Origin of the sequence: Streptomyces avermitilis MA-4680 = NBRC 14893, assembly GCF_000009765.2 — a bacterium.
Classification (GTDB): domain Bacteria; phylum Actinomycetota; class Actinomycetes; order Streptomycetales; family Streptomycetaceae; genus Streptomyces; species Streptomyces avermitilis.
This window is the reverse complement of record NC_003155.5, coordinates 2,349,015-2,370,809: the sequence shown is the minus strand read 5'-3', so window position 1 is coordinate 2,370,809 and position 21,795 is coordinate 2,349,015. Positions and strand designations below refer to the sequence as shown.

At 71.3% G+C, this 21,795-nt stretch carries 17 protein-coding genes and 2 pseudogenes; 8 read left to right on the top strand and 11 right to left on the bottom strand.

Annotated elements, in window-relative coordinates; genetic code table 11:
• Nucleotides 1-10: 10 nt before the first annotated feature.
• From SAVERM_RS10210 to SAVERM_RS10185, 5 genes are all read left to right on the top strand, one after another.
• The gene (locus SAVERM_RS10210) at nt 11-856 is read left to right on the top strand and encodes an inositol monophosphatase family protein (protein WP_010983376.1); all 846 of its coding nucleotides are present in this window, start codon (nt 11-13) and stop codon (nt 854-856) included.
• Between the two features lie 172 nt (nt 857-1,028).
• Nucleotides 1,029-2,438, top strand: a complete 1,410-nt coding sequence (locus SAVERM_RS10205) for a phytoene desaturase family protein (RefSeq protein ID WP_037647502.1) — start codon at nt 1,029-1,031, stop codon at nt 2,436-2,438.
• A gap of 649 nt (nt 2,439-3,087) precedes the next feature.
• Entirely contained in the window at nt 3,088-4,617 is a 1,530-nt protein-coding gene (locus SAVERM_RS10195) for an FAD-dependent oxidoreductase (protein WP_010983374.1), read from the top strand.
• A gap of 246 nt (nt 4,618-4,863) precedes the next feature.
• Nucleotides 4,864-6,342 (top strand): AlkA N-terminal domain-containing protein, encoded by a 1,479-nt coding sequence (locus SAVERM_RS10190; protein WP_269966654.1) that lies wholly within the window; start codon nt 4,864-4,866, stop codon nt 6,340-6,342.
• A gap of 9 nt (nt 6,343-6,351) precedes the next feature.
• On the top strand, nt 6,352-6,834 hold the full coding sequence (locus tag SAVERM_RS10185; RefSeq protein ID WP_010983372.1) for a methylated-DNA--[protein]-cysteine S-methyltransferase: 483 nt from the start codon (nt 6,352-6,354) through the stop codon (nt 6,832-6,834).
• 18 nt (nt 6,835-6,852) lie between these two features.
• Here SAVERM_RS10185 and SAVERM_RS10180 read toward each other — a convergent pair whose 3' ends face one another.
• The 4 genes from SAVERM_RS10180 to SAVERM_RS10165 all read right to left on the bottom strand — a co-directional run bounded on the left by SAVERM_RS10180 (nt 6,853) and on the right by SAVERM_RS10165 (nt 12,759).
• Nucleotides 6,853-8,670, bottom strand: a complete 1,818-nt coding sequence (locus tag SAVERM_RS10180) for a glycoside hydrolase family 15 protein (protein WP_010983371.1) — start codon at nt 8,668-8,670, stop codon at nt 6,853-6,855.
• A gap of 25 nt (nt 8,671-8,695) precedes the next feature.
• Entirely contained in the window at nt 8,696-10,114 is a 1,419-nt protein-coding gene (locus tag SAVERM_RS10175) for a DUF2252 domain-containing protein (protein ID WP_010983370.1), read from the bottom strand.
• Nucleotides 10,111-11,697, bottom strand: coding sequence for a GMC oxidoreductase (locus tag SAVERM_RS10170; protein WP_037647329.1), 1,587 nt, complete (start codon nt 11,695-11,697; stop codon nt 10,111-10,113). The genes SAVERM_RS10175 and SAVERM_RS10170 overlap by 4 nt, the downstream gene beginning before the upstream one ends.
• Nucleotides 11,698-11,826: 129 nt before the next feature.
• Nucleotides 11,827-12,759: a cyclase family protein gene (locus SAVERM_RS10165; RefSeq protein WP_010983368.1), complete on the bottom strand. Its 933-nt coding sequence runs from the start codon at nt 12,757-12,759 to the stop codon at nt 11,827-11,829.
• A 128-nt stretch (nt 12,760-12,887) separates the two neighbouring features.
• Here SAVERM_RS10165 and SAVERM_RS10160 point away from each other — a divergent pair, with 128 nt between their 5' ends.
• Nucleotides 12,888-13,850 (top strand): DUF389 domain-containing protein, encoded by a 963-nt coding sequence (locus tag SAVERM_RS10160; RefSeq protein ID WP_037647332.1) that lies wholly within the window; start codon nt 12,888-12,890, stop codon nt 13,848-13,850.
• Here SAVERM_RS10160 and SAVERM_RS10155 read toward each other — a convergent pair.
• Nucleotides 13,834-15,201: a membrane protein gene (locus tag SAVERM_RS10155; protein ID WP_010983366.1), complete on the bottom strand. Its 1,368-nt coding sequence runs from the start codon at nt 15,199-15,201 to the stop codon at nt 13,834-13,836. The two genes, SAVERM_RS10160 and SAVERM_RS10155, sit on opposite strands and share 17 nt — an antisense overlap.
• A gap of 189 nt (nt 15,202-15,390) precedes the next feature.
• On the opposite strand from SAVERM_RS10155, the gene SAVERM_RS10150 reads away from it, so the two are divergent.
• On the top strand, nt 15,391-15,846 hold the full coding sequence (locus tag SAVERM_RS10150) for a DUF6325 family protein (protein ID WP_010983365.1): 456 nt from the start codon (nt 15,391-15,393) through the stop codon (nt 15,844-15,846).
• Between the two features lie 151 nt (nt 15,847-15,997).
• On the opposite strand, the gene SAVERM_RS10145 is transcribed toward SAVERM_RS10150, so the two are convergent.
• From SAVERM_RS10145 to SAVERM_RS10125, 5 genes and pseudogenes are all read right to left on the bottom strand, one after another.
• Complete coding sequence (locus tag SAVERM_RS10145) at nt 15,998-16,564, bottom strand: gluconokinase (RefSeq protein WP_010983364.1); 567 nt, start codon at nt 16,562-16,564, stop codon at nt 15,998-16,000.
• Nucleotides 16,561-17,610, bottom strand: coding sequence for a cytochrome d ubiquinol oxidase subunit II (locus tag SAVERM_RS10140; RefSeq protein ID WP_010983363.1), 1,050 nt, complete (start codon nt 17,608-17,610; stop codon nt 16,561-16,563). Before SAVERM_RS10140 ends, SAVERM_RS10145 begins: the two co-directional genes overlap by 4 nt.
• A pseudogene (locus SAVERM_RS10135) lies at nt 17,607-19,038 on the bottom strand (cytochrome ubiquinol oxidase subunit I). Before SAVERM_RS10135 ends, SAVERM_RS10140 begins: the two are co-directional and overlap by 4 nt.
• A gap of 114 nt (nt 19,039-19,152) precedes the next feature.
• Nucleotides 19,153-19,992: an SDR family oxidoreductase gene (locus tag SAVERM_RS10130; protein ID WP_010983361.1), complete on the bottom strand. Its 840-nt coding sequence runs from the start codon at nt 19,990-19,992 to the stop codon at nt 19,153-19,155.
• Between the two features lie 181 nt (nt 19,993-20,173).
• Complete coding sequence (locus tag SAVERM_RS10125) at nt 20,174-20,614, bottom strand: DUF7144 family membrane protein (RefSeq protein ID WP_010983360.1); 441 nt, start codon at nt 20,612-20,614, stop codon at nt 20,174-20,176.
• 274 nt (nt 20,615-20,888) lie between these two features.
• On the opposite strand from SAVERM_RS10125, the pseudogene SAVERM_RS10120 reads away from it, so the two are divergent.
• Nucleotides 20,889-21,162: pseudogene (locus SAVERM_RS10120) on the top strand (SHOCT domain-containing protein).
• Nucleotides 21,163-21,181: 19 nt separating this feature from the next.
• Here the strand turns inward: SAVERM_RS10120 and SAVERM_RS10115 are convergent.
• Nucleotides 21,182-21,676, bottom strand: coding sequence for an NUDIX domain-containing protein (locus tag SAVERM_RS10115; protein ID WP_010983359.1), 495 nt, complete (start codon nt 21,674-21,676; stop codon nt 21,182-21,184).
• Nucleotides 21,677-21,795 lie beyond the last annotated feature (119 nt).

The window sequence follows — 21,795 nt, the reverse complement described above, 5'->3', positions numbered from 1 at the left end:
TCATGGAGTCATGATCGGAGACACCGAAACCATCGAAGAGTTTCTCGCCCACCGCACGTCAGACGTCGAAGAGGCGGTCCGCCAGGCGGCCGCGACCGAGATCATGCCGCGCTTCCGGCAGCTCGCCGCGCACGAGATCGACCAGAAGAGCGGCCCGCACGACCTGGTCACGGACGCCGACCGCAAGGCCGAGGCGTACCTCACCGAGGTGCTCGCCAAGCTCCTGCCCGGCTCGGTCGTGGTCGGCGAGGAGGCGGTGCACGCCAACCCCGTGACATACGAGGCGATTCAGGGCGAGGCGCCGGTCTGGATCGTCGACCCGGTCGACGGCACCCGCCAGTTCGTGCACGGTGACCCGGGCTTCTGCACACTGGTCGCGCTGGCGCAGGGCGGCGTCGTCCACGCGTCGTGGACCTACGCCCCGGCCCTCGACCAGTTGGCCACGGCGATACGGGGCCGCGGGGCCCACCTCGACGGCGAACCGCTGCGCTCGGGCGCGCCCGATCCGGGCCGTGACCTCGAAGTGGCCACGTCCCACCCGGACTACACCACGGAAGAACAGAAGCGCGCACTCCTCGCCCTGCGCACCGAGGGCGTCCTCCCGCGCCCGTGCGGCTCGGCGGGGCTCGAGTATCTCGCCGTCGCCCGGGGCGAGTTGGACGCGACGGCGTTCTCCTGGGAGGCGGCCTGGGATCACGCGGCCGGCCTGCTGCTGGTCGAGGAGGCGGGCGGCGCCCATCTGACCCGCGCGGGCGAGCCGTTCCGGATAACCGGCGGCAACGCGCTCCCGTTCACGGCGGCGCGGGACGAGGCGACGGCCCGCCGGGTGGTGGGGCTGCTGTCGGCCGGCGGCTGAGCCGTGAGACGCGCGGTCGGCGGGCCCCTCCAGGCAGCCTCCTCCGGCACCCGGAAACGGAACCTGTGCGTCACCGGGCAAGGGCCCCCCGCGCCCCGGCGCTGTCGGTCCAGCGGCATATCCTGATCCCCAGTGGCCGATCGGCTGACGAAGGAGTCCGAAGGTGCCGTCGATGCTCGATGTGGTCGTGGTGGGTGCGGGACCGAACGGACTGACGGCTGCCGTGGAGCTGGCGCGCCGCGGCTTCTCCGTGGCCGTCTTCGAGGCCCGCGACACCGTGGGCGGCGGGGCGCGCACCCAAGAGCTGACCCTGCCCGGTTTCCGCCACGACCCGTGCTCCGCCGCACACCCGCTGGGGATCAACTCGCCCGCGTTCAGGGCGATGCCGCTGGAGCGGTACGGACTTCAGTGGCTGCACGCCGAGCGGCCCATGGCGCACCCGTTCACCGACGGCACGGCAGCGGTCCTGTCCCGGTCCGTGGCCGAGACGGCCGCCTCCTTCGGGCCGCGTGACGCGGGCACGTACCGCAGGCTGGTGGAGCCCTTCCTCAGCCGCTGGGACACCCTGGCGCAGGACTTCATGTCGCTCCCCCTCACCGCGCTGCCCCGCGACCCGGTCACCCTCGCCCGCTTCGGCCTCGTCGGGCTGCCCCCCTCGACCTGGCTGACCCGCCGCTTTCGCGACGAGCGCGCGAAGGCGCTGTTCGCCGGGCTCGTGGCGCATGTCATCGCCCCGCTCGACGGCATCGCCACCGGAGCCGTCGGCCTCGTCTTCGCCCTGGCCGCACACGCCCGCGGCTGGCCCGTCGCCCGCGGCGGCTCCCAGTCCATCTCCGACGCGCTCACCGCGTACCTCAAGGACCTCGGCGGCACCGTCCACACGGACTACGAGGTCAAGCGCCTCGACGACCTGCCGCCCGCGCGGGCCTACGTCTTCGACACCTCGCCCACCGCGCTGGCCCGGATCGCCGGCTTCGGCAGGTACTACGAGGGATACCGGTACGGGGCAAGCGTATTCAAGATCGACTACGCGCTGGACGGCCCCGTGCCGTGGACGGCGAAGGAGGCGCGCACCGCCGGCACCGTGCAGATCGGCGCGAGCAGCGCGGAGATCGGCACCGCCCTGCGCGCCGCCTCGCGCGAGGGCCGGGCTCCCGACCCGCCCTTCCTGATCACCGTGCAGCCCAGCGTCGTCGACCCCTCGCGGGCGCCGGACGGAAAGCAGGTCTTCTGGGCGTACGGCCACGTTCCGAACGGGTGGACGGGCGACCTCACGGATGCCATGGAGCGCCAGCTGGAGCGGTTCGCGCCCGGCTTCCGTGACCGTGTCCTCGCCCGCGCCACGGCCGGCCCGCCCGAACTCGCCGCCCACAACGCCAACTACGTCGGCGGTGACATCGCCTGCGGCGCCGCATCCGGACTCCAGCTCCTGCTGCGCCCTAGGCTCTCCCTCTTCCCGTACAGCACCCCCCACCCGGCCGTCTTCATCTGCTCCTCGGCCACCCCGCCGGGACCCGGCGTGCACGGTATGTCGGGCCACAACGCGGCCAAGGCCGTCTGGAGGAGACTGCGCAGTTCATGACGGCGGGCGTGCTTGCTCCGGAGCGGGTACGGCGCCCGTCCACGGCCCGCGACCAGGTCGGCTCGATGGCAACAGGCGTGGTGCGGCGGCCGGGGCGCGGGGCTCCGCCGCCGCGGAGCAGACAGCGGCCTCCGGACCACTCGCGTCCGAACGGGCCGCCGCCGCGAGCGTCAGTCCTTCTTGCCGCGCCCTGTCAGCGCGTCGCGCAGCCGGTCGACGAGGGCCCGGGGCTCAGCCCGAGGCCTGGGCCGGGACGGAAGCCGGCTTCATCGGCGGTTCGCCGAACTCGCTGCCACCGCGGCCGACGAACCCGCCGGCGGTACGGGATCGGGGCCCGGTGGCGCCGGCGGTGCCGGTGGCACGGGATCGGGCCCGGGGGCGGGCACGGGGCCCGGCGCCGGGCCGGGCTGCGGGTCCGTCGGTCCCGGCGCGGGGGTGGGCCGGGGCGGTGTCGGGTCGGTCGGTGGAGTACGCATCGGCCCCTCCGTCGATGGGTGCTGATGGCACGGTTTCTCCTTGCCGGCCGACGGGTTGGTGCCCCTGGGTGTCGATTGCCGGGGGCGCGCGGCTGGGCGCGGACCGATCGAGTCCCCTTCGGCTGTTCCTTCACACCCGGTGTGGGCGCGGGCGGGCGTGGAACTCGGAGCGCATGACCCTTCAGGCACGCACACAGACGTCGTACTGGCTCGAGACCGCGCCGCCCGGTGCCCCCGCGCCCGTACCGGCCGGTGACACGACGGTCGATGTCGCCGTGGTCGGTGCGGGCATCGCCGGACTGAGTGCCGCGTGGGAGCTGACCCGACGGGGACGCAGCGTCGCGGTGCTGGAGGCCGGGCGGATCGCCGCCGGGGTCACCGGTCACACCACGGCCAAGCTCACCGCGCTGCACACCCTTGTCTACGACCGGCTCCGCCGTACCCGCGGGACGGACGCCGCGCGGCTGTACGCGCGCTCCCAGACGGACGCGATCCGGCGCGCCGCCGAGATCGTGGACGAACTCGGCATCGACTGCGAGTGGGAGGAGGCGGCGGCGTACACCTACGTCAGGGACGGCGCCCGCGCGGACGAGGTACGCGCGGAGGCCGCGGCGGCCCGCGAGGCCGGGCTGCCCGCCGAGTACGTGACGGAGACGGAGCTGCCGTTCCCGGTCGCCGGCGCGGTCCGGGTCACGGGCCAGGCCCAGTTCCATCCGCGCAAGTACCTGCTGGCGCTGGCCGACGAGATCCGCCGGCGCGGAGGACTGATGCACGAGCGGACCCGGGTCGTGGACCTCACCGAGGGGGAGCCCTGCGTCCTCACGACGGAGAACGGCGCCAGGATCACCGCCGACGCCGTCGTGGTCGCCACGCACTACCCGGTCTTCGACCGTGCGCTGCTGTTCACCCGGCTCTCACCCCGCCGCGAACTGGTCGTGGCCGCGCCCATCGCCGAGGAGAGGGCCCCGCGGGGTATGTACATCACCCCGGAGGAGAACACGCGTTCCATGCGCACGGCGCCGTACGGTGAGGGAAAACGGCTGCTCATCGTGACCGGCGAGCACTTCACGCCGGGTGCGGGCGACGACGTCGAGGAGCGGTTCGAGCGCCTTGCCGAGTGGGCCGCCCGGCACTTCGGCGACCTCACGTTCACGCACCGGTGGGCCACGCAGGACAACGACTCCACCGACTCCGTGCCGCTGGTCGGGCCACTCCACCCCGGCAGCCGCCACACCTACGTGGCCACCGGCTTCGGCGGCTGGGGGCTGAGCGGCGGCATCATGGCGGGCGGCCTGCTGGGCGAGCTGATCACCGGTGGGACGGCTCCATGGCGTGATCTGTACGATCCGGGGCGCGTGGCCTCCGTCGTGCGGGAAGGCACGGAGTTCCTCAAGCACCAGGCCCAGGTGGCAGGGCACTTCGTGGGCGACCGGCTGCCCCCGCTGTCCGGCCCGTCGGTGACCGGCATCGCCCCGGGGGACGGCGCCGTCGTGCACGCGGGCGGAGAGCGCTGCGCGGTGTACCGCGACGACGACGGACAGGTGCACGCCGTCTCCGCGCGCTGCACGCACCTGGGCTGCCTCGTGGCCTTCAACCGAGCCGAACGGGCCTGGGAATGCCCCTGCCACGGCTCCCGCTTCGCCCCCGACGGCCAGATCCTCCAGGGCCCCGCCGTACGGCCCCTGGAGCAGCGCGACATCTGACCGGACGCGGTCCCGGGGCCGTACGCGCGCGCGACGGCCGCCACGCCGCCGCGCTGCGGCCACCGCCCGCGGCGAGGGCGGCCGGGCGGATGAGGGCCGGCCACGGCCCTGGCCGGCCTCCACGGGCCGCGGCCGCCGCGCGAGTCCGCGTGCCGACCGCAAGGCGCGCCGTCCGGGGCCAGGCCACGCCACGTACATGTCGGAATCCCGCCAGCCCCGCCCCCGGCGGTGGTCGATGCTTGAGGCATGCGGAACGGGATGCACATCGACAGTGAGCGCTGCGTGCGCGCCGTCCGGTCCAAGGACGCGCGGTTCGACGGGTGGTTCTTCACGGCGGTCCTGACCACGAGGATCTACTGCCGTCCGAGCTGCCCGGTGGTGCCGCCGAAGCCGGCGAACATGACGTTCTACCCGAGCGCGGCGGCCTGCCAGCAGGCCGGTTTCCGGGCCTGCAAACGCTGCCGCCCGGACACCAGCCCCGGCTCGCCCGAGTGGAACCAGCGCGCCGACCTCGTCGCCCGCGCCATGCGCCTGATCGGCGACGGCGTGGTGGACCGCGAGGGCGTGCCCGGCCTCGCCACCCGGCTCGGCTACAGCACCCGCCAGATCGAACGCCAGCTCCTCGCCGAACTCGGCGCGGGCCCGCTCGCGCTCGCCCGGGCCCAGCGCGCCCAGACCGCCCGCCTGCTCATCGAGACGACCAGCCTCCCCATGGCGGAGATCGCCTTCGCGGCGGGCTTCTCCTCGATCCGCACCTTCAACGACACCGTGCGCGAGGTCTTCGCCCTCTCCCCGAGCGAGCTGCGCGGCAGGCTCCCGAAGAAGACGGTCGTGTCCCCCGGCGCTCTCACGCTCCGCCTCCCCTTCCGCGCCCCGCTCAACCCCGACAACCTCTTCGGCCACCTCGCGGCGACCGCCGTACCCGGAGTGGAGGAATGGCGGGACGGCGCGTACCGGCGCACCCTGCGCCTGCCGTACGGGCACGGGATCGTCGCCCTGACCCCCGCCGCCGACCACATAGGGTGCCGCCTCTCCCTCAGCGACCTGCGCGACCTGCCCGTCGCCATCAGCCGCTGCCGCCGCATGCTCGACCTGGACGCCGACCCGGTCGCCATCGACGACCAGTTGCGCGCCGACCCGCTGCTCGCCCCGCTCGTCGACAAGGCGCCGGGGCGGCGGGTGCCGCGTACCGTCGACGAGGCCGAGTTCGCGGTACGGGCCGTGCTGGGCCAGCAGGTGTCCACGGCCGCGGCCCGTACCCACGCGGCCCGCCTGGTCACCGCGCACGGCGAAGCGGTGACCGACCCCGAGGGGGGCCTCACCCACCTCTTCCCGGCCCCCGAGGCGCTGGCCGCCGTCGCCCCCGAGTCGCTCGCGATGCCCCGTACCCGCCGCACCACCTTCACCACGCTGGTCCGCCAACTGGCCGAGGGCGGACTTCATCTGGGCGTGGAGAGCGACTGGGAGGAGACCCGCGCCCGGCTCCTGTCCCTCCCCGGCTTCGGCCCCTGGACCGCGGACGTCATCGCGATGCGCGCCCTCGGCGACCCCGACGCGTTCCTGCCCACCGACCTCGGAATCCGGCGCGCGGCCGAGGAGTTGGGCCTGCCGTCCACACCGGCCGCGCTCACCGCACGCGCGGCGGCCTGGCGGCCGTGGCGGGCGTACGCGGTCCAGTACCTGTGGGCGACGGACAGCCACCCGATCAACTTCCTGCCGGTGTGAGGACATCCAGTGAAACAGCACATGCTCGTCGACAGCCCGTACGGCCCCCTCACCCTCGTCGCGGCGGACGGCGTCCTGTGCGGCCTCTACATGGTCGCCCAGCGCCACCGCCCCTCAGAGGAGACATTCGGGGCACGCGACGACACGCCGTTCGGCGAGACGGTCGACCAGCTGACCGCCTATTTCGCGGGCGAGTTGACGGAGTTCGACCTGCCGCTCCGCCTGGACGGCACGCCGTTCCAGCGCACCGTGTGGGAGCAACTGCGCCGCATCCCCTACGGCGAGACCCGCTCGTACGGCGAACTCGCCGGCGCCCTCGGCAATCCGAAGGCATCGCGCGCGGTGGGTCTGGCCAACGGCAAGAACCCGCTCGGCATCATCGTCCCCTGTCACCGTGTGGTGGGCGCCGACGGCAGCCTCACGGGCTACGGAGGCGGCCTGGAGCGCAAGCGGCGGCTGCTGGACTTCGAGCGGGGTGCCGCCTTGTTCTGATGCCCGCGCCACCGGAGTTCAGTGGTGGGGCCCGTCGAGCGCCTCGTCCAGGGTCGTCGCGGCCATGATGAGGGAGAGATGGGTGAAGGCCTGGGGGAAGTTGCCGAGCTGCTCCCCGCTCGGGCCGATCTCCTCGGCGAACAGGCCGACGTGGTTCGCGTACGTCTGCATCTTCTCGAAGGTGTAGCGGGCCTGGGGGAGGCGCCCCGCGCGGGCGAGAGCGTCGACGTACAGGAACGTGCACAGGCTGAACGTCCCTTCGGAGCCGCGCAGTCCGTCGGGGGAGGCCTGCGGGTCGTAGCGGTAGACGAGGCTGTCGGAGACGAGGACGCGGTCCATGGCGTCGAGGGTGTTGAGCCAGCCGGGGCTCCGGGGGGCGATGAAGCCGACCCGGGGGGCGAGCAGCAGGGAGGCGTCCAGGACGTCGCCGCCGTAATGCTGGACCAGGGCCTGCTCCTTGTCGTTCCAGCCGCGCTCCATGACCTGTTCGAGGATGGCGTCCCGGGCCTGGGTCCAGCGCACGGTGTCGGCCGGCCTGCGGAACGTGGCGGCCAGCCTCAGGCCGCGGTCGAAGGCGGCCCAGCACATCACCCGGCTGTAGGTGAAGTCCTGGCGTCCGCCCCGGGTCTCCCAGATGCCCTCGTCGGGCCGGTCCCAGGAGTCCACGAGCCAGTCCAGGGTGCCGGCCAGGGCCTTCCACCCGTGATAGCCCGTCTGTTCGCCGATCTCGCGGCCCTCGGCCAGGGCATAGAGAGCCTCGCCGTAGATGTCGAGCTGAAGCTGGTCGGAGGCGGCGTTGCCGGCCCGGACCGGGTAGGAGCCGCGGTAGCCCTCGAAGTGCTCCAGGATCTCCTCCGTCAGATGAGGGTCGCCGTCCACCCGGTACATGATCTGGAGGGGTTCGTCGTCCGGCCCTTCGCGGGCGCTCAGACGGTCGCCCAGCCAGCGCGTGAAGCGGGCCGCCTCCTCGACGAAGCCGAGGTCGAGCAGCGCCCGCACCGACAGGGAGCCGTCCCGCACCCAGGTGTACCGGTAGTCCCAGTTGCGCTCACCGCCGACCTGCTCGGGCAGTCCCATGGTGGCGGCGGCGACCGGCGCGCCCGTGGGCGCGTACGTGAGGAGCTTGAGGGTGATCGCGGAGCGGTGCACCATGTCCGTCCAGCGGCCGTGGTAGCGCGAGGTGCGCACCCACCCGTGCCAGAACGCGATGTTCTCCCAGAGCTCTTCTGTGATCCGCTCCGTGGTGGGCGGTGGCGGCGCCTCCCCGCCCGGCGCACACACGGTGAACACCGCGGCCGCCGACTCTCCGCCGTTGAGGGTGATGGCGCCGCGGACGTCCTGCTCGTCCCGTTCGAGCGGGATGGTGGACTGAAGGAACGCGGTCGTTCCCGGGGCCCGGAACGTCGCCGTGTCGGGCGTCAGGTCCAGTTCGTGGGTGGCCCGCGCGTAGTCGAACCGCGGCCGGCACACGAGGCGGAAGCGCACGGTGCCGCGCACGGAGCGTACGATCCGCACCAGGCTGTGCCGGTCGCTCGCCGTCGGGCCCGGCAGGACCGGCATGTAGTCGATGATCTCGCCGACTCCGTCGGGTGACATGAAGCGGGTCACCACGACGCCGGTGTCCGGGTAGTAGAGCTGCCTCCAGGTCCCCTCGGGGTGCTCGGGCGCGAGGAGGAAATGGCCGCCGCCGTCGTGGTCGAGCAGGGAGGCGAAGATACTGGGCGAGTCGAAACGCGGTGCCGCGAACCAGTCGATCACGCCCTGGGACGACACCAGCGCCGCGGTCTGGAGGTCCCCGACGAGCCCGTGGTCGGCGATGGGCGGGTAGCGTTCCATGCTGGCCTCCTTGGTGGTCTCCCTTTCAGGCGGCTTCAGCCGCTACCCGTCCCGTGCGGACGGCGTCGACGAGCGCCTGGTGGTCCTTCTCGTTCTGGTCGGCGTAGCGCTCGGCGAACGTCACCAGCGCCCGGTCGAAGACATCGCCGCCGCCCAGATACGCGGCGATGGCGATCCGGTCCCCCGACCTGGCGTGCGCGCGGGCCAGCGTGGCACCGCACAGCTCACCGAAGGCCCGCATGCCGGCCGGCACCATCACCTCGGGCTCGGCGATGCCCTTCCAGTCCCGCAACTGCCGTACGTAGAAGTCTCGTCGGCGGCCGTCGATGCCGTCGACCCGCTCCCAGCCGAGGAAGATGTCGCTGGTGGCCTGCATGAGCCGCTGGCCGGAGACCACGCGCTCGCCCTGCGTCCGGTAGCCGCTCGCGCCGGCGAAGGGCGCCAGCACCGACTCGTCGGCCTCCTTGGCCTGGAGGAGCAGCGGATCCTTGTCGTCCCTGCCGAGCAGGAGCACGATCCAGCAGCGGGTGCCCACGCTGCCGACCCCGACCACCTTGCGGGCCAAGTCGGCCACCCGGTACTGCTCCAGCAGAATCCGCCGGTCCGACTGAAGGGTCCGGCCGTAACGTTCGATCAGCCGGCGGATCTCCTTCTCCAGCGCGCCGCGTTCGACATCCGGAAGCAGGTCCTGGAGCGGCGTGATCAGGGGCGGATCCGCGGCGATGCGGACCTTCCCGTCGACGATGTGGGTGAGTTGGCCGAAGGCGTGGAGACTGTCCCGGGTACGTGCCTTCGCCACCGCCTGCGACCAACTGTCGCGGATCCCCGCGCTCGCCTCGTCTATGAAGTGGGCGCGCACCCACTCCTCGTCGAACTGGGCGTACCACACGGTGAGATTGCCCCATCCGGCGAAGCGCCGCATCCACTCGCGGTAGGACCGCACCGTCGACCGCACGATGCCGGCCCGCTCCTTGGCGCTGAAGCCGTTCGCCCGGCCCGCGATGACGAGACTGGTGGTCAGCCGCTTGACGTCCCACTCCCACGGGCCGGGCAGCGTCTCGTCGAAATCGTTGATGTCGAACATCATGCGGCGCTCGGGAGAGGCCAGCAGCCGGAAGTTCAGCAGGTGTGCGTCGCCGCACAGCTGCGTCCTGAACCCGGACCGGGGAGTGCCGGCGAGATCCCCCGCCATGATGGCGGCGGCCCCCCGAAAGAAGCGGAACGGCGACTCGGTCATCCTGCCGTAGCGGATCGGTACGAGCTCGGGCACCCGCGTCGCCGACTGCGCGTCGACGACGTCCACCGGGTCGGGCCGCTTCTGCGGGGGCGCGAACTCGGCGTGACTGGAGCGGGGTACGGAGGACCGGGCGGCCTTGCCGAGTGCGGCTCGCTCCCGCGGCGTGCGGTGTCGGGTCTCGTGGTCGGCCGGGTGGCCCGCCGTCACCGCAGTCGCTCCGCGAGATGGTCGCCGACCCGCAGGGCGTTGGCGATGGCGGTCAGCGAGGGATTCACCGCGCCGATGCTCGGGAAGAAGCTCGTGTCGACGACGTAGAGGTTGTCGAGGTCGTGGGCCTTGCAGTTGACGTCGAGGGCGGAGTCGGCGGGGTCGCGGCCGAAGCGGACCGTGCCCGCCTGATGCGCGGTGGCGCCGATGGGCATGCCCTTGTGCAGGTAGATGCTGTGCGACAGCAGATGGTGCTCGTGCATGCCCAAGTGGCTGAGCATGCCCTGTAGTTTGTGCCGCAGGCGCTTCAGCCCGGCGATGTTGTTCTTCTCGTCGAGCGCCAGATGGATGCCGCCGTCCCCGTCCAGGGTGACGCGGTTCTCGGCGAGGGGCAGGTCCTCTCCGCACAGCCAGAAGTCGACCGCGTGGTGGGCGAGTACCTCGAACGGCATGTCGGGGGCGACGGCCCCGGCCCAGCGGGGCGCCTCGCCGTGGATCTGCTCGGCGTCGGACTTGCCGAGCATCTGGATGCCGCCGAGAGGGTAGTCCCAGTCGTCGGATCCCAGGTACCAGTCGTGCAGCGCCAGGGTCTTCTGGAATTTGGTGTCGTTCGGTTCCTTGGACACGGCCATCAGGGCCAGGTTGTTGTGCCGCATGTAGTGCCGGCCCACCACGCCCGAGCTGTTGGCCAGGCCCTGCGGATGCCGGTCATCGGCCGAACGCAGCAGCAGGACGGCGGAGTTGACGGCGCCGCAGGCGACGACCACGATGTCGGCGCTGAACTCCACGGTGGAAGCGGCCCCGTCCCCCACCGTCGCGACGACCGAGGTGACACTCCGTCCGGTCGCGTCCGTGTCGAGGCGCCGCACATCCGCATGGGTGAGCATCTCGACGTTGGCGTGCTCCAGGGCGGGGTCGACACAGATGACCTGCGCGTCGGACTTCGCGCCGACCAGACAGGGGAAGCCGTCGACGCGGTCGCAGCGGATGCAGGCGCTGGCGTGGGTGGCCCGGCCCCGGTCGTCCTGGGTGAGGTTCACCCCGATCGGAAGGTGGAAGGGGTGCAGCCCCTGCTTCTCCAGGTCGTGGCTGAGTTGCTGGATGCGCGGCTCGTGCTGGACCGGCGGGTAGGCGTACTGGGCGCTGGTGGGACCCTCGGTCGGGTCTTCGCCGTGCCGGCCGTGGACGAGGTAGAGGTGTTCGGCCTGCGTGTAGTACGGCTCGAGTTCCTCGTAGCTCAGCGGCCAGGCGGGGGAGATGCCGTCGTGGTGGCGGAGTTCGCCGAAGTCCTCGGGGCGCAGACGGAAGAGCGCGGCGCCGTAGAACTTGGTGTTGCCGCCGACGTAGTAATTGACTTCGGGCGGGAACTGGTTTCCGTGTTTGTCGTACCAGAACTCCGGAGCGCGGTATTTGCCCTTGACGAAGACCGCGGTGGATTCCCAGTTGTCGCGTTCGCGGGGCAGGTAGTCACCGCGTTCGAGCAGGAGGATCCGTTTCCCGGTGGGGGCCAGTCGGTGGGCGAGCGTGCCACCGCCCGCACCGGTGCCAATGATGATGACGTCGTAGTGCCGCGCGTCGGTCATGCCGGCCACCGTCCTCGGAACATCGTCCGTCCTGCCCGGTGAAGGGGACATCGGCCCCAACCACCAACGTATCTCCGGGTGATGTTTCCGGCGAGTTGGGCCGGTCGGGTGAGCGGGGGCCGACGGCCGTCACAGGATGGCGAGGGGATTGACGGGGGAGCCGGTGGCCGCGGGCAGCCGCAGGGGGGCGATCACGCAGAGAAACGACCAGCGGCCGTCCCGCGCGCAGAGCGGTACGAGGTCCTCGAACCGCAGATAGTCGAGCAGATGCAGTCCCATCGCGTGGATGGCGAGCACATGCACCGGGAACGCGACGCCCTGTGCCGCGCTCGGAGCCGCGTCGTTGTTGCCGTCGCTGCCGAGTACGGCCACCTCCCGCTCGGCCAGGAACTCCATGGCGGCCGGATGGAGTCCGGCCCGAGCGTCGGCCACGTCCCAGGCCCCCAGCTCCGCACGCCGTCGGCGATGCCCGACCCGTACGAGGAGGATGTCGCCCCGGCCGACCCGGACCCCCTGCCCCGCCTCGGCGGCGGCCAGGTCCTCGGCCGTCACCTGCGATCCCGGTTCGAGCCAGGGGACGCCGTGCAGCTGGGGGATGTCGAGGAGCACCCCGCGTCCGACGATGCCGTCGCGGGCCAGGGCGATGGACAGGGCGCTCGCCCCGTCCGGCGACAGCGCGTCCGCCGCCGGTATGCCACCGTGCAGGGTGCCGTCGTAGATGACGTGGCACAGCGCGTCGATATGGCTGTTCACATCGCCGTGAATGTTCATGGCGATGCGGTCCCGCGCGAACTGCACTCCGGTCGGGTCCGGTTCGCCGTCGGCCGGAGCGGTGAGCCGGTGCTCGGCCGGATCGGCGTCGTCCGGCGCGGCATGGGTGTTGACGGGGGCGGCCAGCGACACCGTACGTCCCGACCGCACCTCGCGGACGGCCGCCAGCACCTGTTCGGCGCTGATGGTGTCCAGGGCGCCCCGGCGTGTGCCGCCGCCGGGGGCCGTGTCGCGCAGATGTCGGTAGAGCGACCGGAAGCCGGCCTCGCTCAGCTCGTCGGGCGTCCGCATGTCCCCACCCTGCGGCAGGTGCCGGGGGTCCGCCCGCCGAGTTGCCGCGCTCAGGGGCCGCCGCGTTAATGGGTGAGTGACCTGTCCGGGCCACGGCCGGCGCACCGCACCGACCCGCGGAGGTCCGGATGGACATGATCCATGTCCGAGCGGTGTGCCCGCCGGACCTCACGGAACGCACCATGGCCCTGCTGAGCGCAGAGCCGTGCGTCCTGAACCTGGTCCTGCAGACGGGCGGCGTACGCAACCCCGACGGCGACGCCATCGAGTGCGACGTCCTGACCGGAGCCGCGAACGAGGTGCTGCGCGGCCTGCGGGCCCTCGGACTGGAACACGACGGTTCCATCGTCCTCGACCCGGTCGACATGGTGTTCTCGGAGCGGGCGGCCAGGACCGGGGCCGAGCGGCTCGGGGCCCGGCTGCGCGCACCGGTGTGGGAGCAGGTGGAGGCCAGGATCCGGGCCGAGGGCAGGTACCCCCCGAGCTTCTACCTCTTCCTGGTCATCGCCGGAATCATCGGCGCGGTCGGCATCATCACCAACTCCCAGATCCTCATCGTCGCGGCCATGGTGGTCGGACCCGAGTACGGGGCCATCACCAGCATCGCCCTCGGGATCGACCACCACTCCCGGCCGAGAATCCAGCGGGGCCTCGTGGCCCTGCTCGTGGGCTTCCTGCTGGCCGTTGCCGCGACCTTCCTCTTCGCCCTCGTGGTCCGGGGCTCCGGGTTGCAGCCGACGGCCTTCGAGCTGGGGATCAGGCCCGTCTCGAATCTGATCGACACCCCCAACTTCTTCTCGGCCGTGGTGGCGGTGCTGGCCGGGATCGTCGGCATCGTCTCGCTCGCCGAGGCCCGGACGAGCGCACTGCTCGGCGTCTTCATCTCGGTGACCACCATTCCGGCGGGGGCCGACATCGGGGTCTCGTGCGCGTTCGCCAGCTGGGACGAGGCCCGGGGTTCCCTGTTCCAACTGCTGCTCAACATCGTCGTACTGATCGTGGTCGGGACCGGCACGCTCAAGTGCCAGCGGGCGATCTGGCGGCGGGTGAGCGAACGCCGGCACGAGGGCGCGGTCAGGCGGGCTCCGTAGGCGGCGCGTCCAGGAACTCGCGGATCGCGAAGGCCACCAGCACGATCACCACCGTCCACACCACGACAGCCGTGGTCGGATAGCTCCAGGTGAACAGGACGACCGCGGCGACCACCAGGATCACGCCGCCGATCCACCGCTTGTAACGGTGTACGAACCGGCCGACCGCACCCAGCGGGAGCCCCGCCGACACGGCGACGTCGCGCAGGGCGCCGATGCTCCTGCGGCAGCCCGTACGGGTGAGGACGGCGGCCCGGGACGGGCCGCTGAGGAACGCGCCGACGGCCGTCAGGAGGGCGAGCGCACCGACCGCCCGCACACTCGCGCGCAGGAACTTGACCAGCGCGTCGTACACCGCGCCCGCGGCGGCGTCTGACGTCCCGGAGGGCAGATGGTCGAGGTAGATCGCCCGGGCGACGGTGAGTGCGACGCCGAGCAGCAGCATGGCGGCGAACACCCCCGACGCGATCCCGATCAGGGCCCGACGGCGGTTGACGGCCAGGTACACGCCCACGGCGCCGATCAGCACGGCGATGACGGGGAGCCAGTTGCCGATGATCTCCAGCACCCGCAGATACGTCTTGATCTCGCCGATGTCCTTCGACGCGAACACCACGAAGTCGGTATGCACGGCCGGGATCCGGGCGGCGGGCTTGAAGCCGGCACTGACCAGCTGGTCCTTGACCTTGGCCACGATCGGCCCCACGTCGATGGCGACCTGATCGTTCTTGAGGGACACCGCACCGCCGTCGTGGCCCGTGAGGGCCTTGTCCAGAGCGCTGTGGACCGAGCGGTTCGCGTCCACCCAGAGCGTGTCGAAGGCACTGCTGGAGACCACCCGCTGGACGGTGCTGCTGACCAGGCTCTTCAGGCCGCTCGTGATCGGGCCGCTCAGGTCGCCGAGCAACTGGGCCGCCTTCGGCGGGGCACCCTGCTGCGCCGCCGCCTGCTCCAGCTCCTTGACCAGTGCCTCCACGTCGATCTGCGCGAGGACCGCGCTGGTGACCCGGTTGGTGATCGCTTTCTGCACGTCCGGATTGCCCGCCAGCGGCCCGACCGTGGCGACATAGCGGTCCGTGTCCCGCACGATGCTGTTCGCCCAGACCGCGACGACGGCCAGCAGCGACAGCAGCGAGGCCAGGAGAATCAGCAGGACCGAACCCGTCGACCGGAGCCAGTGGTGCCGCCCGGCCCCCGACGGCCCGGCCCCCGACGGCCCGGCGCCCTCCAGGGCGCTCACCCGGTGCCGCAGCTTGTCCAGCTCGCTGCGCTCCCGCGCCGAGAGCCGCTGGTCGCCGGACGGGTCCGCGGAGTGCTGGTCCGGGTCCGGTGGAGGTGCGCTGCTGGTCATGGTCACAGGAGATCCGTACGGACCCGATCCGGCGACCCGGACGGGCCCGGCGGGTGAATACCGCACCGAGGGGTGAATACCGCACCGAGGTGCGGAGGCTTCCGTCCGATGATGCAATGGCATTCGGGGACGATGGCGCAATGGCATTCGGCGACCGGGGGAATTCCGTGACCACCCAGGGGTGAAGCTGTGAGCGATGAATCCGTCGAAATGGGTCCGATCGACTATCTGGTCGTCGAGTTTCCCGGTAACCGAATGACGGGCGAGGGATTTCCTCTGCTGGTCGATCTGGTGGACCGCGGCATCATTCGAATCCTCGATCTGATGTTTGTCGGAAAGGAAAAGGACGGATCCGTGGTCGGCCTGGAGATCGCCGACCTCACCGGCGACGGAGCTCTGGACCTGGCCGTCTTCGAGGGCGCGTCCTCCGGCCTGCTGGGCCAGGACGACATCGAGGAGGCGGGCGCCGCCCTGGAGCCCGGCAACTCCGCCGGAATCCTGGTCTACGAGAACCTGTGGGCCGCGCCCTTCGCCACCGCCCTGCGACGCGGCGGTGCGCAACTGGTCGCCTCCGGGCGGATCCCGGTACCGGCCATCCTGGCCGCGCTGGACGCGACGGACGCCGATCAGCCGCCGACGATGTAGCGGCCGCGCCACCGTGGGTCGCGGGACGGGCCCAGGAGGGTCTCCCCCGTCCGTACCGGCGGTGCGGCACCGCGGGCCGGAGGCGTCGCCCGTACCGGCGGTCCGGCACAGCGGACCGGAGGCGTCGCCGTACTCCTGAGCGGCTGACCCGTCAGGGGGCCGTGCCCCTGCCGGAGCGCGGGACGGCGGCCCGCACCCGGGTGAGGATCGTCGCGAGGGCGGCCGTGGCGTCCATGGTCATGCCCGGCTCGTCCGGTTCCAGCGGCTCCAGTGTCTCGAACTGTGAGTCGACCAGCTGGGCGGGCATGAAGTGACCGGTGCGCCGGGACACGCGGTCCCGGGCGGTGTCCCGGTCGAGGGCGAGGTACAGGCACCACAGCCCTGGGCCCGCGGCCGCCCGGAGCTTGTCGCGGTAGGCGCGCTTGAGGGCCGAGCAGGCGACGACCAGCCCCTCGCCCGCCGCGGCGGAGTGCCGGATGCGGTCGGCGAGGGCACGTAGCCAGGGCTCGCGGTCGGCGTCGTCCAGTGCGTGGCCGGCGGTCATCTTGGCGATGTTCGCGGCGGGATGGAAGTCGTCGCCCTCGACGAACTCCAGTCCGAGCTGCTCGGCGACGGCCTTGCCGACGGTGGTCTTCCCGGAGCCTGTCACCCCCACGACCAACACGATCGGCGACTCCTCGGCGGCCTGGATCCCGGCCCCGGCCCCGGCCCCGGTCACGGGTTCTCGGGATCCCGGCCGGACGCCGTCCGCCGCAGGTCCGCGTCCGTGAGGGGCTGGAGGGCTCCGCGGGTGTCCAGCCGGTAGAGCAGGACCAGGGGCGGTCCGACGAGCACCACCGCGATGACCGTGACCAGCATCAGCCAGCGCAGCGTCGTCGACGCGCCGGCCGCCTCGGACACGGTCAGTGAGGTGGGGATGAGATAGGGCCGCTGGGCCAGCCCCCACGCCACGACGACGAGGGCCACGCTGCCGACCGCGGTGATCCTCGCCCATCCCGTCGCCGTTCGGTACAGCAGCCCGGCGGTGGCCAACGCGCTGACGACGGCGACCAGGACGAGGGCGAGACCGATTCCGCCGGTCAGCCCGTCGTGGACGTAGCGCGCGTCGTCGTGGGTCACGGCGAGCCCGACGACCGCCAGTACGGCGATGACGCCGAGGCTGCACCAGGCCCGCAGCCGGAAGTATCCGACGAGGTCGGCGGCATCGAAGCGGCGGGCGTCGGCGGTGAGGAACACCGCTCCGAGGAAGGCGGTCGCGGCGATGGTGAGCAGTCCGGCGATCACGGACGTCCCGTTGGCCCAGGCGTCGGCGGACGCCTTCGTGCCCGGAGCCACCCGGCCCGTGGCGAGACCCCCGACGGCCGCTCCGAGGAAGAAGGGCGTAAGAAGCGAGGAGAGGGCGAAGACGGCGCCGACGATCCTGCGCCGGGCGAGGCGCCGGGTGGGCTTGCGCAGGGCGAAGCCGGCGCCGCGCAGGACGAGTCCCACGGCCGCGAGTGCCAGCGGGAGCCACATGGCCGTGAAGACCGTCTGGAACAGGACCGGGAAGCCCGTCCACATGATGACCAGGATGAAGATGAGCCAGACGTTGTTGGTCTCCCACACCGGTTCCATGGCGTGGTCGATGAGCCACCTGGGGCGTTTGCCGCGTTCGGGGCCGCCCGCGACGAGGTCCCAGAATCCGGCGCCGTAGTCCGCGCCGCCGGCGCACGCGTACGCGGCCACCACGGCCAGCAGCACCCAGGCGACGACGTCCTCGATCATTCGCCGCCCCTGTCCGTGTCCCTGCCGCTGCCGCCGTCGTTGTTCCCGCCTCTGTGCCCGCTTCCGGTCGTGGACAACGGGCGGGGCCCGTAGGGGGTGTCGTCCTCCAGATCCTCGGCGGCGGCTCCCGCGAGAGCGTCCTCGTCGGCCAGCCGCCACCGGCTGCTCATCTTCAGGAGGACGGCCAGGAAGGCACCGAGGACGAGTACGTAGACCACCACGACGATGCCGAGCATCGCCCACAGAGACGAGGCACGGGTGTCCGTCACCGCCTCCGAGACCCGCATGTTCTGGTAGACGATCCAGGGCTGACGGCCCACTTCGGTCGTGATCCAGCCGCACTCCACCGTCAGCAGGCAGGCGGCGCCGGCGACAGCGGCACACCGGAAGAACCACGGTGACCTGGGCAGGCCACGGTGGCGCAGCCAACACCAGCCGTACCAGAGGGCGAGCAGGACGAGCAGGCTCCCGATGGTCACCATGATGTCGAACGCCCAGTGGGCGATCGTGGCCTGAGTCGCGGTCGGGCGGTCGCTCGCGGGAACCGACGACAGGCCCGTCACCTTGGTGTTCACGCTGAATCCGGCGAGGATCGAGTCCAGCTGGGGGATCTTGATGCCGCCGGAGATCGACCCGTCGGAACGCAGACGCCCGAACATGTACTCCGGCATATGGGTGCCGGTCTTCCAGACGATCTCGGTGGCCGCGAACTTCACCGGCTGCTTGTGGAAGACGGAGCGGGCGATCGAGTCCCCGAGGATGAACTGCACGGGGGTGAGGATCGCGGCGACGGAGAACGGCACGGTGAAGCCGAGCCGGTGGTAGCGGTCCCGGCGGCCCCACAGCAGCCCGACCGCGTACACCCCGGCGACGACATACCCGGCGGTGAGGATCACCCCGACCACGAAGTGCCAGTACTCGGGGCCGAGCATCGGCGTGAAGACCGCCCGCCGCACGTCGACGTTCACGGGGTTGCCGGACGCGTCGAGCGTGAAGCCGCGCGGGGTGTTCATCCAGGCGTTCGCGGCCACGATGCCGAACGCCCCCCATCAGGGCGGCCAGCGGCAGGGGCAGGCCGAGCCAGAAGTGCGTCCACGGCTTGAGCCGGCGCCAGCCGTACAGGTAGATCGCGATGAGGATCGCCTCGAGGAAGAACGCCCATGCCTCGACCCCGAAACCGAGGCCGAAGACATCGCCCCACCGGCCCATCATGCCCGGCCACAGCAGACCGAATTCGAAGGAGAGCACCGTGCCGGTCACGATGCCGATGGCGAACTGGACGGCCATGACCGCCGACCAGCGCCGCGCGAGCAGCAGCGCGACGGCGTCGCCCTTGCGCAGCCCGCGGTAGTGCATCAGGAGGGTGATGGCGGGCAGGGCCACGCCGAAGGGCACGAGCAGGATGTGGGAGGCCAGGGTGAAGGCCATCAGCTCCCGGGCCGGCAGAAGCTGTGCCGGGGCGTTGGCCAGGAAGTGGTCGATCGCGCTGTTCACATGGGCCTCGGTGGCTCGTGCCGGACGGCTGCTGAGGGGCAGCGGGCGTCAGCCACCCGTGGCGAAACCGGGGAACAGCGTCATGCCGCCGTCCACATAGATCGTGGTCCCCACGACGTAGTCGAAGAGGTCGGACGCCAGAGCGGCCACCGCGTTCGCGATGTCGTCCGGGTCGCCGACGCGGCGGTAGGGGATGAGCCGGAGAAGGTCGGCCTCGGCCTCCGGGGTGTCCCAGGCGCTGCGGTTGATCGGTGTGCGAATCGCCCCCGGAGCAACGGCGTTGACCCGGATCCGGTGGGGTGCCAGCTCCTGGGCGAGGGTCGCCATCATCATCAGCACCCCGCCCTTGGACGCCGCGTAGTTCACATGGCCCGCCCAGGGGATGATCTGGTGGACCGAACTCATGCAGATGATTTTCCCTGCCGAGCGTGAAACCTCCGGGACGACGCCGCGCCGCATGAATTCCTTGGCCGCTTCACGGGCGCACAGGAATTGTCCGGTCAGATTGACGTCCAGCACCTTCTGCCACTGGGCCATGGTCATGTCGATGACGGGGGCATCGCGCTGGAGTCCCGCATTCGCCACCATGACGTCGATGGTCCCGAACTCCTTGACCATACGGGAAACCATGTCGGCGACCTGGTCCTCCTGTGACACGTCCGCCTCGTGTGCGTAGGCGCGGACGCCGAAACTCTCGATCTCGCGCACCACCTCTTCCGCGGCGTCCCGCCCGGCCACGTAATTCACCACCACATCGGCGCCCACGCGTCCCAGGCCGATCGCCGTGGCCTTGCCGATGCCGGAATTCGCACCCGTCACCAGCGCCTTCTGTCCTTTGAGGAGCTGGGGGGCAAGGGGCTGGCGACCGTCACTTCCGGTGGTTTCCACTCGTGTCTCCCTGTGGGTGCCGATGCGGAGATCCGGAGGAATCCGCCCCACCAAGAAAACATGGGTGGATCAGTACGGCTCGGTGGCACGTCTCCTTTCAGCCGGTCGGGGTGCCGTCCGGTGCCGAACGGCCCAACACCCACCCGCCGGGTTGCCCGGGACGGCGCGGCCAGCTAGGCCGCTAGGCGGTGGTGCGGGCGGCGTCCCGGTCGGTTCCGACGCACAGCGCCCAGATGACGAAGGCATCCACGACGATCAGCACGATGGCCCAGAAGGGGGAGTGCGGCAGCCATATGAAGTTGGCGATCATCGACAGGCCGGCCAGCACGATTCCGGTGATGCGTGCCCACAGCTCACCACGGAACACGGCGATGCCGGCGAAGAAGACCAGAATGCCGAGGATGAGGTGGATCCAGCCCCAACCCGTCAGGTTGAAGTTGTAGGAGTAGCTGTTGGTGACGATGAAGACATCGTCGTGGACGATGGCGGAGATTCCTTCGAATACCGCCATCGTCCCGCCGAGGATCATCATGGCCCCGGCGAATGCGGTCCAGCCGGACACCCAGGCTCCTCCGCTGCCACTTCCGGTCCCGTGCCGCTGCTGCATTCCAGTCGTGGTCATTGTGAGCTCCTCCCACGTAGGCCTCGCCACTGACCAGCGAACCGGCCGGTGGCCACATTTCAGCTTGCCACGAGAATCACAGTCCGGCAGAACGTCGGTATTTACGCAGGGCAGCACGAAGGCCGATGTGCGAGGGAATTCATCCGGTGCTCCAATGGGAGTGTCCGGTGCACCGAGAATTGTGTGTCGCTCGGTGGACTGTTTGTGTCGCATGCCTCCGGCGAGACGCGTGCCTTCGGCAGGGAGCATGCATCCTGCAAGAAAGGAAACCGCCGTGCCAGGTCTCCTGCCGCGGGGTCGCCCGCACAGCCGTAGTGGCCGGTACGGCGACCGCCGTGTCGAACCGCGTGTCACGCCGCCAGCAGGGGCGATGGGCCCAGCAGGAGTATCAGGAGGCCCCGCCGGCCGCCCAGCCCCCTCCCGCCCCGCCTGCCGACGACATGAGCAGCAAGATCGATCAGTTGAAGCAGCTCGGGGAGCTCAAGGCCCAGGGTGTCCTCACCGAGACCGAATTCGAGGAACAGAAGCGCAGGATCCTCAGCTCCTGACTGACCGGGCCCGGCGGCATCAGCCCACCCGGTGTCCGTTCTCCAGCTCCGCCGTCCCCGCACCCTCGGCCACCGCGTCGAGTCCGGCCAGGACGCGACGGCCCAGGGCGCCCGAAAGGTATTCCGGAAGCTCTTCCCGCGGCACGAGGCGCCAGGACAGCAGTTCCTCCTCCTGGAGGCGGATCGCCTTGAGGTCCTCCTCGCCGAGAACGCCGCCGTCGTACAGGTACGCCACCAGGGGTGGGCGGGCCGTTCCGGGCACCCAGTCCACCGCCAGGAGCCGGCCCGGCTCGACGTCGAGTCCGATCTCCTCGGCCGTCTCCCGTCGTGCGCCCTGCCTCGGTGTCTCCCCGTCGTCCGACTCGATCGTGCCGCCCGGCAGCGCCCAGCCCTCCCGGTAGCTGGGCTCGACCAGCAGCACCCGGCCCGTGGCGTCACGGAAGAGCACGGCGGCACCGGCGAGGACGCGGGGGAGGCCCGCGATGTACGTGGCGAAGTCTTGTGGAGTGGTCACTCCGGAAGGGTATCCAGTCCGCGCGGACGTTCCGGGTGGCGCAGCGGCGGACCGAGGAGTGGAACGCCGTGACGTCGTGATCCCGCCACGGCGCGGCGAACTCGGCGCTCCCGGCAGGG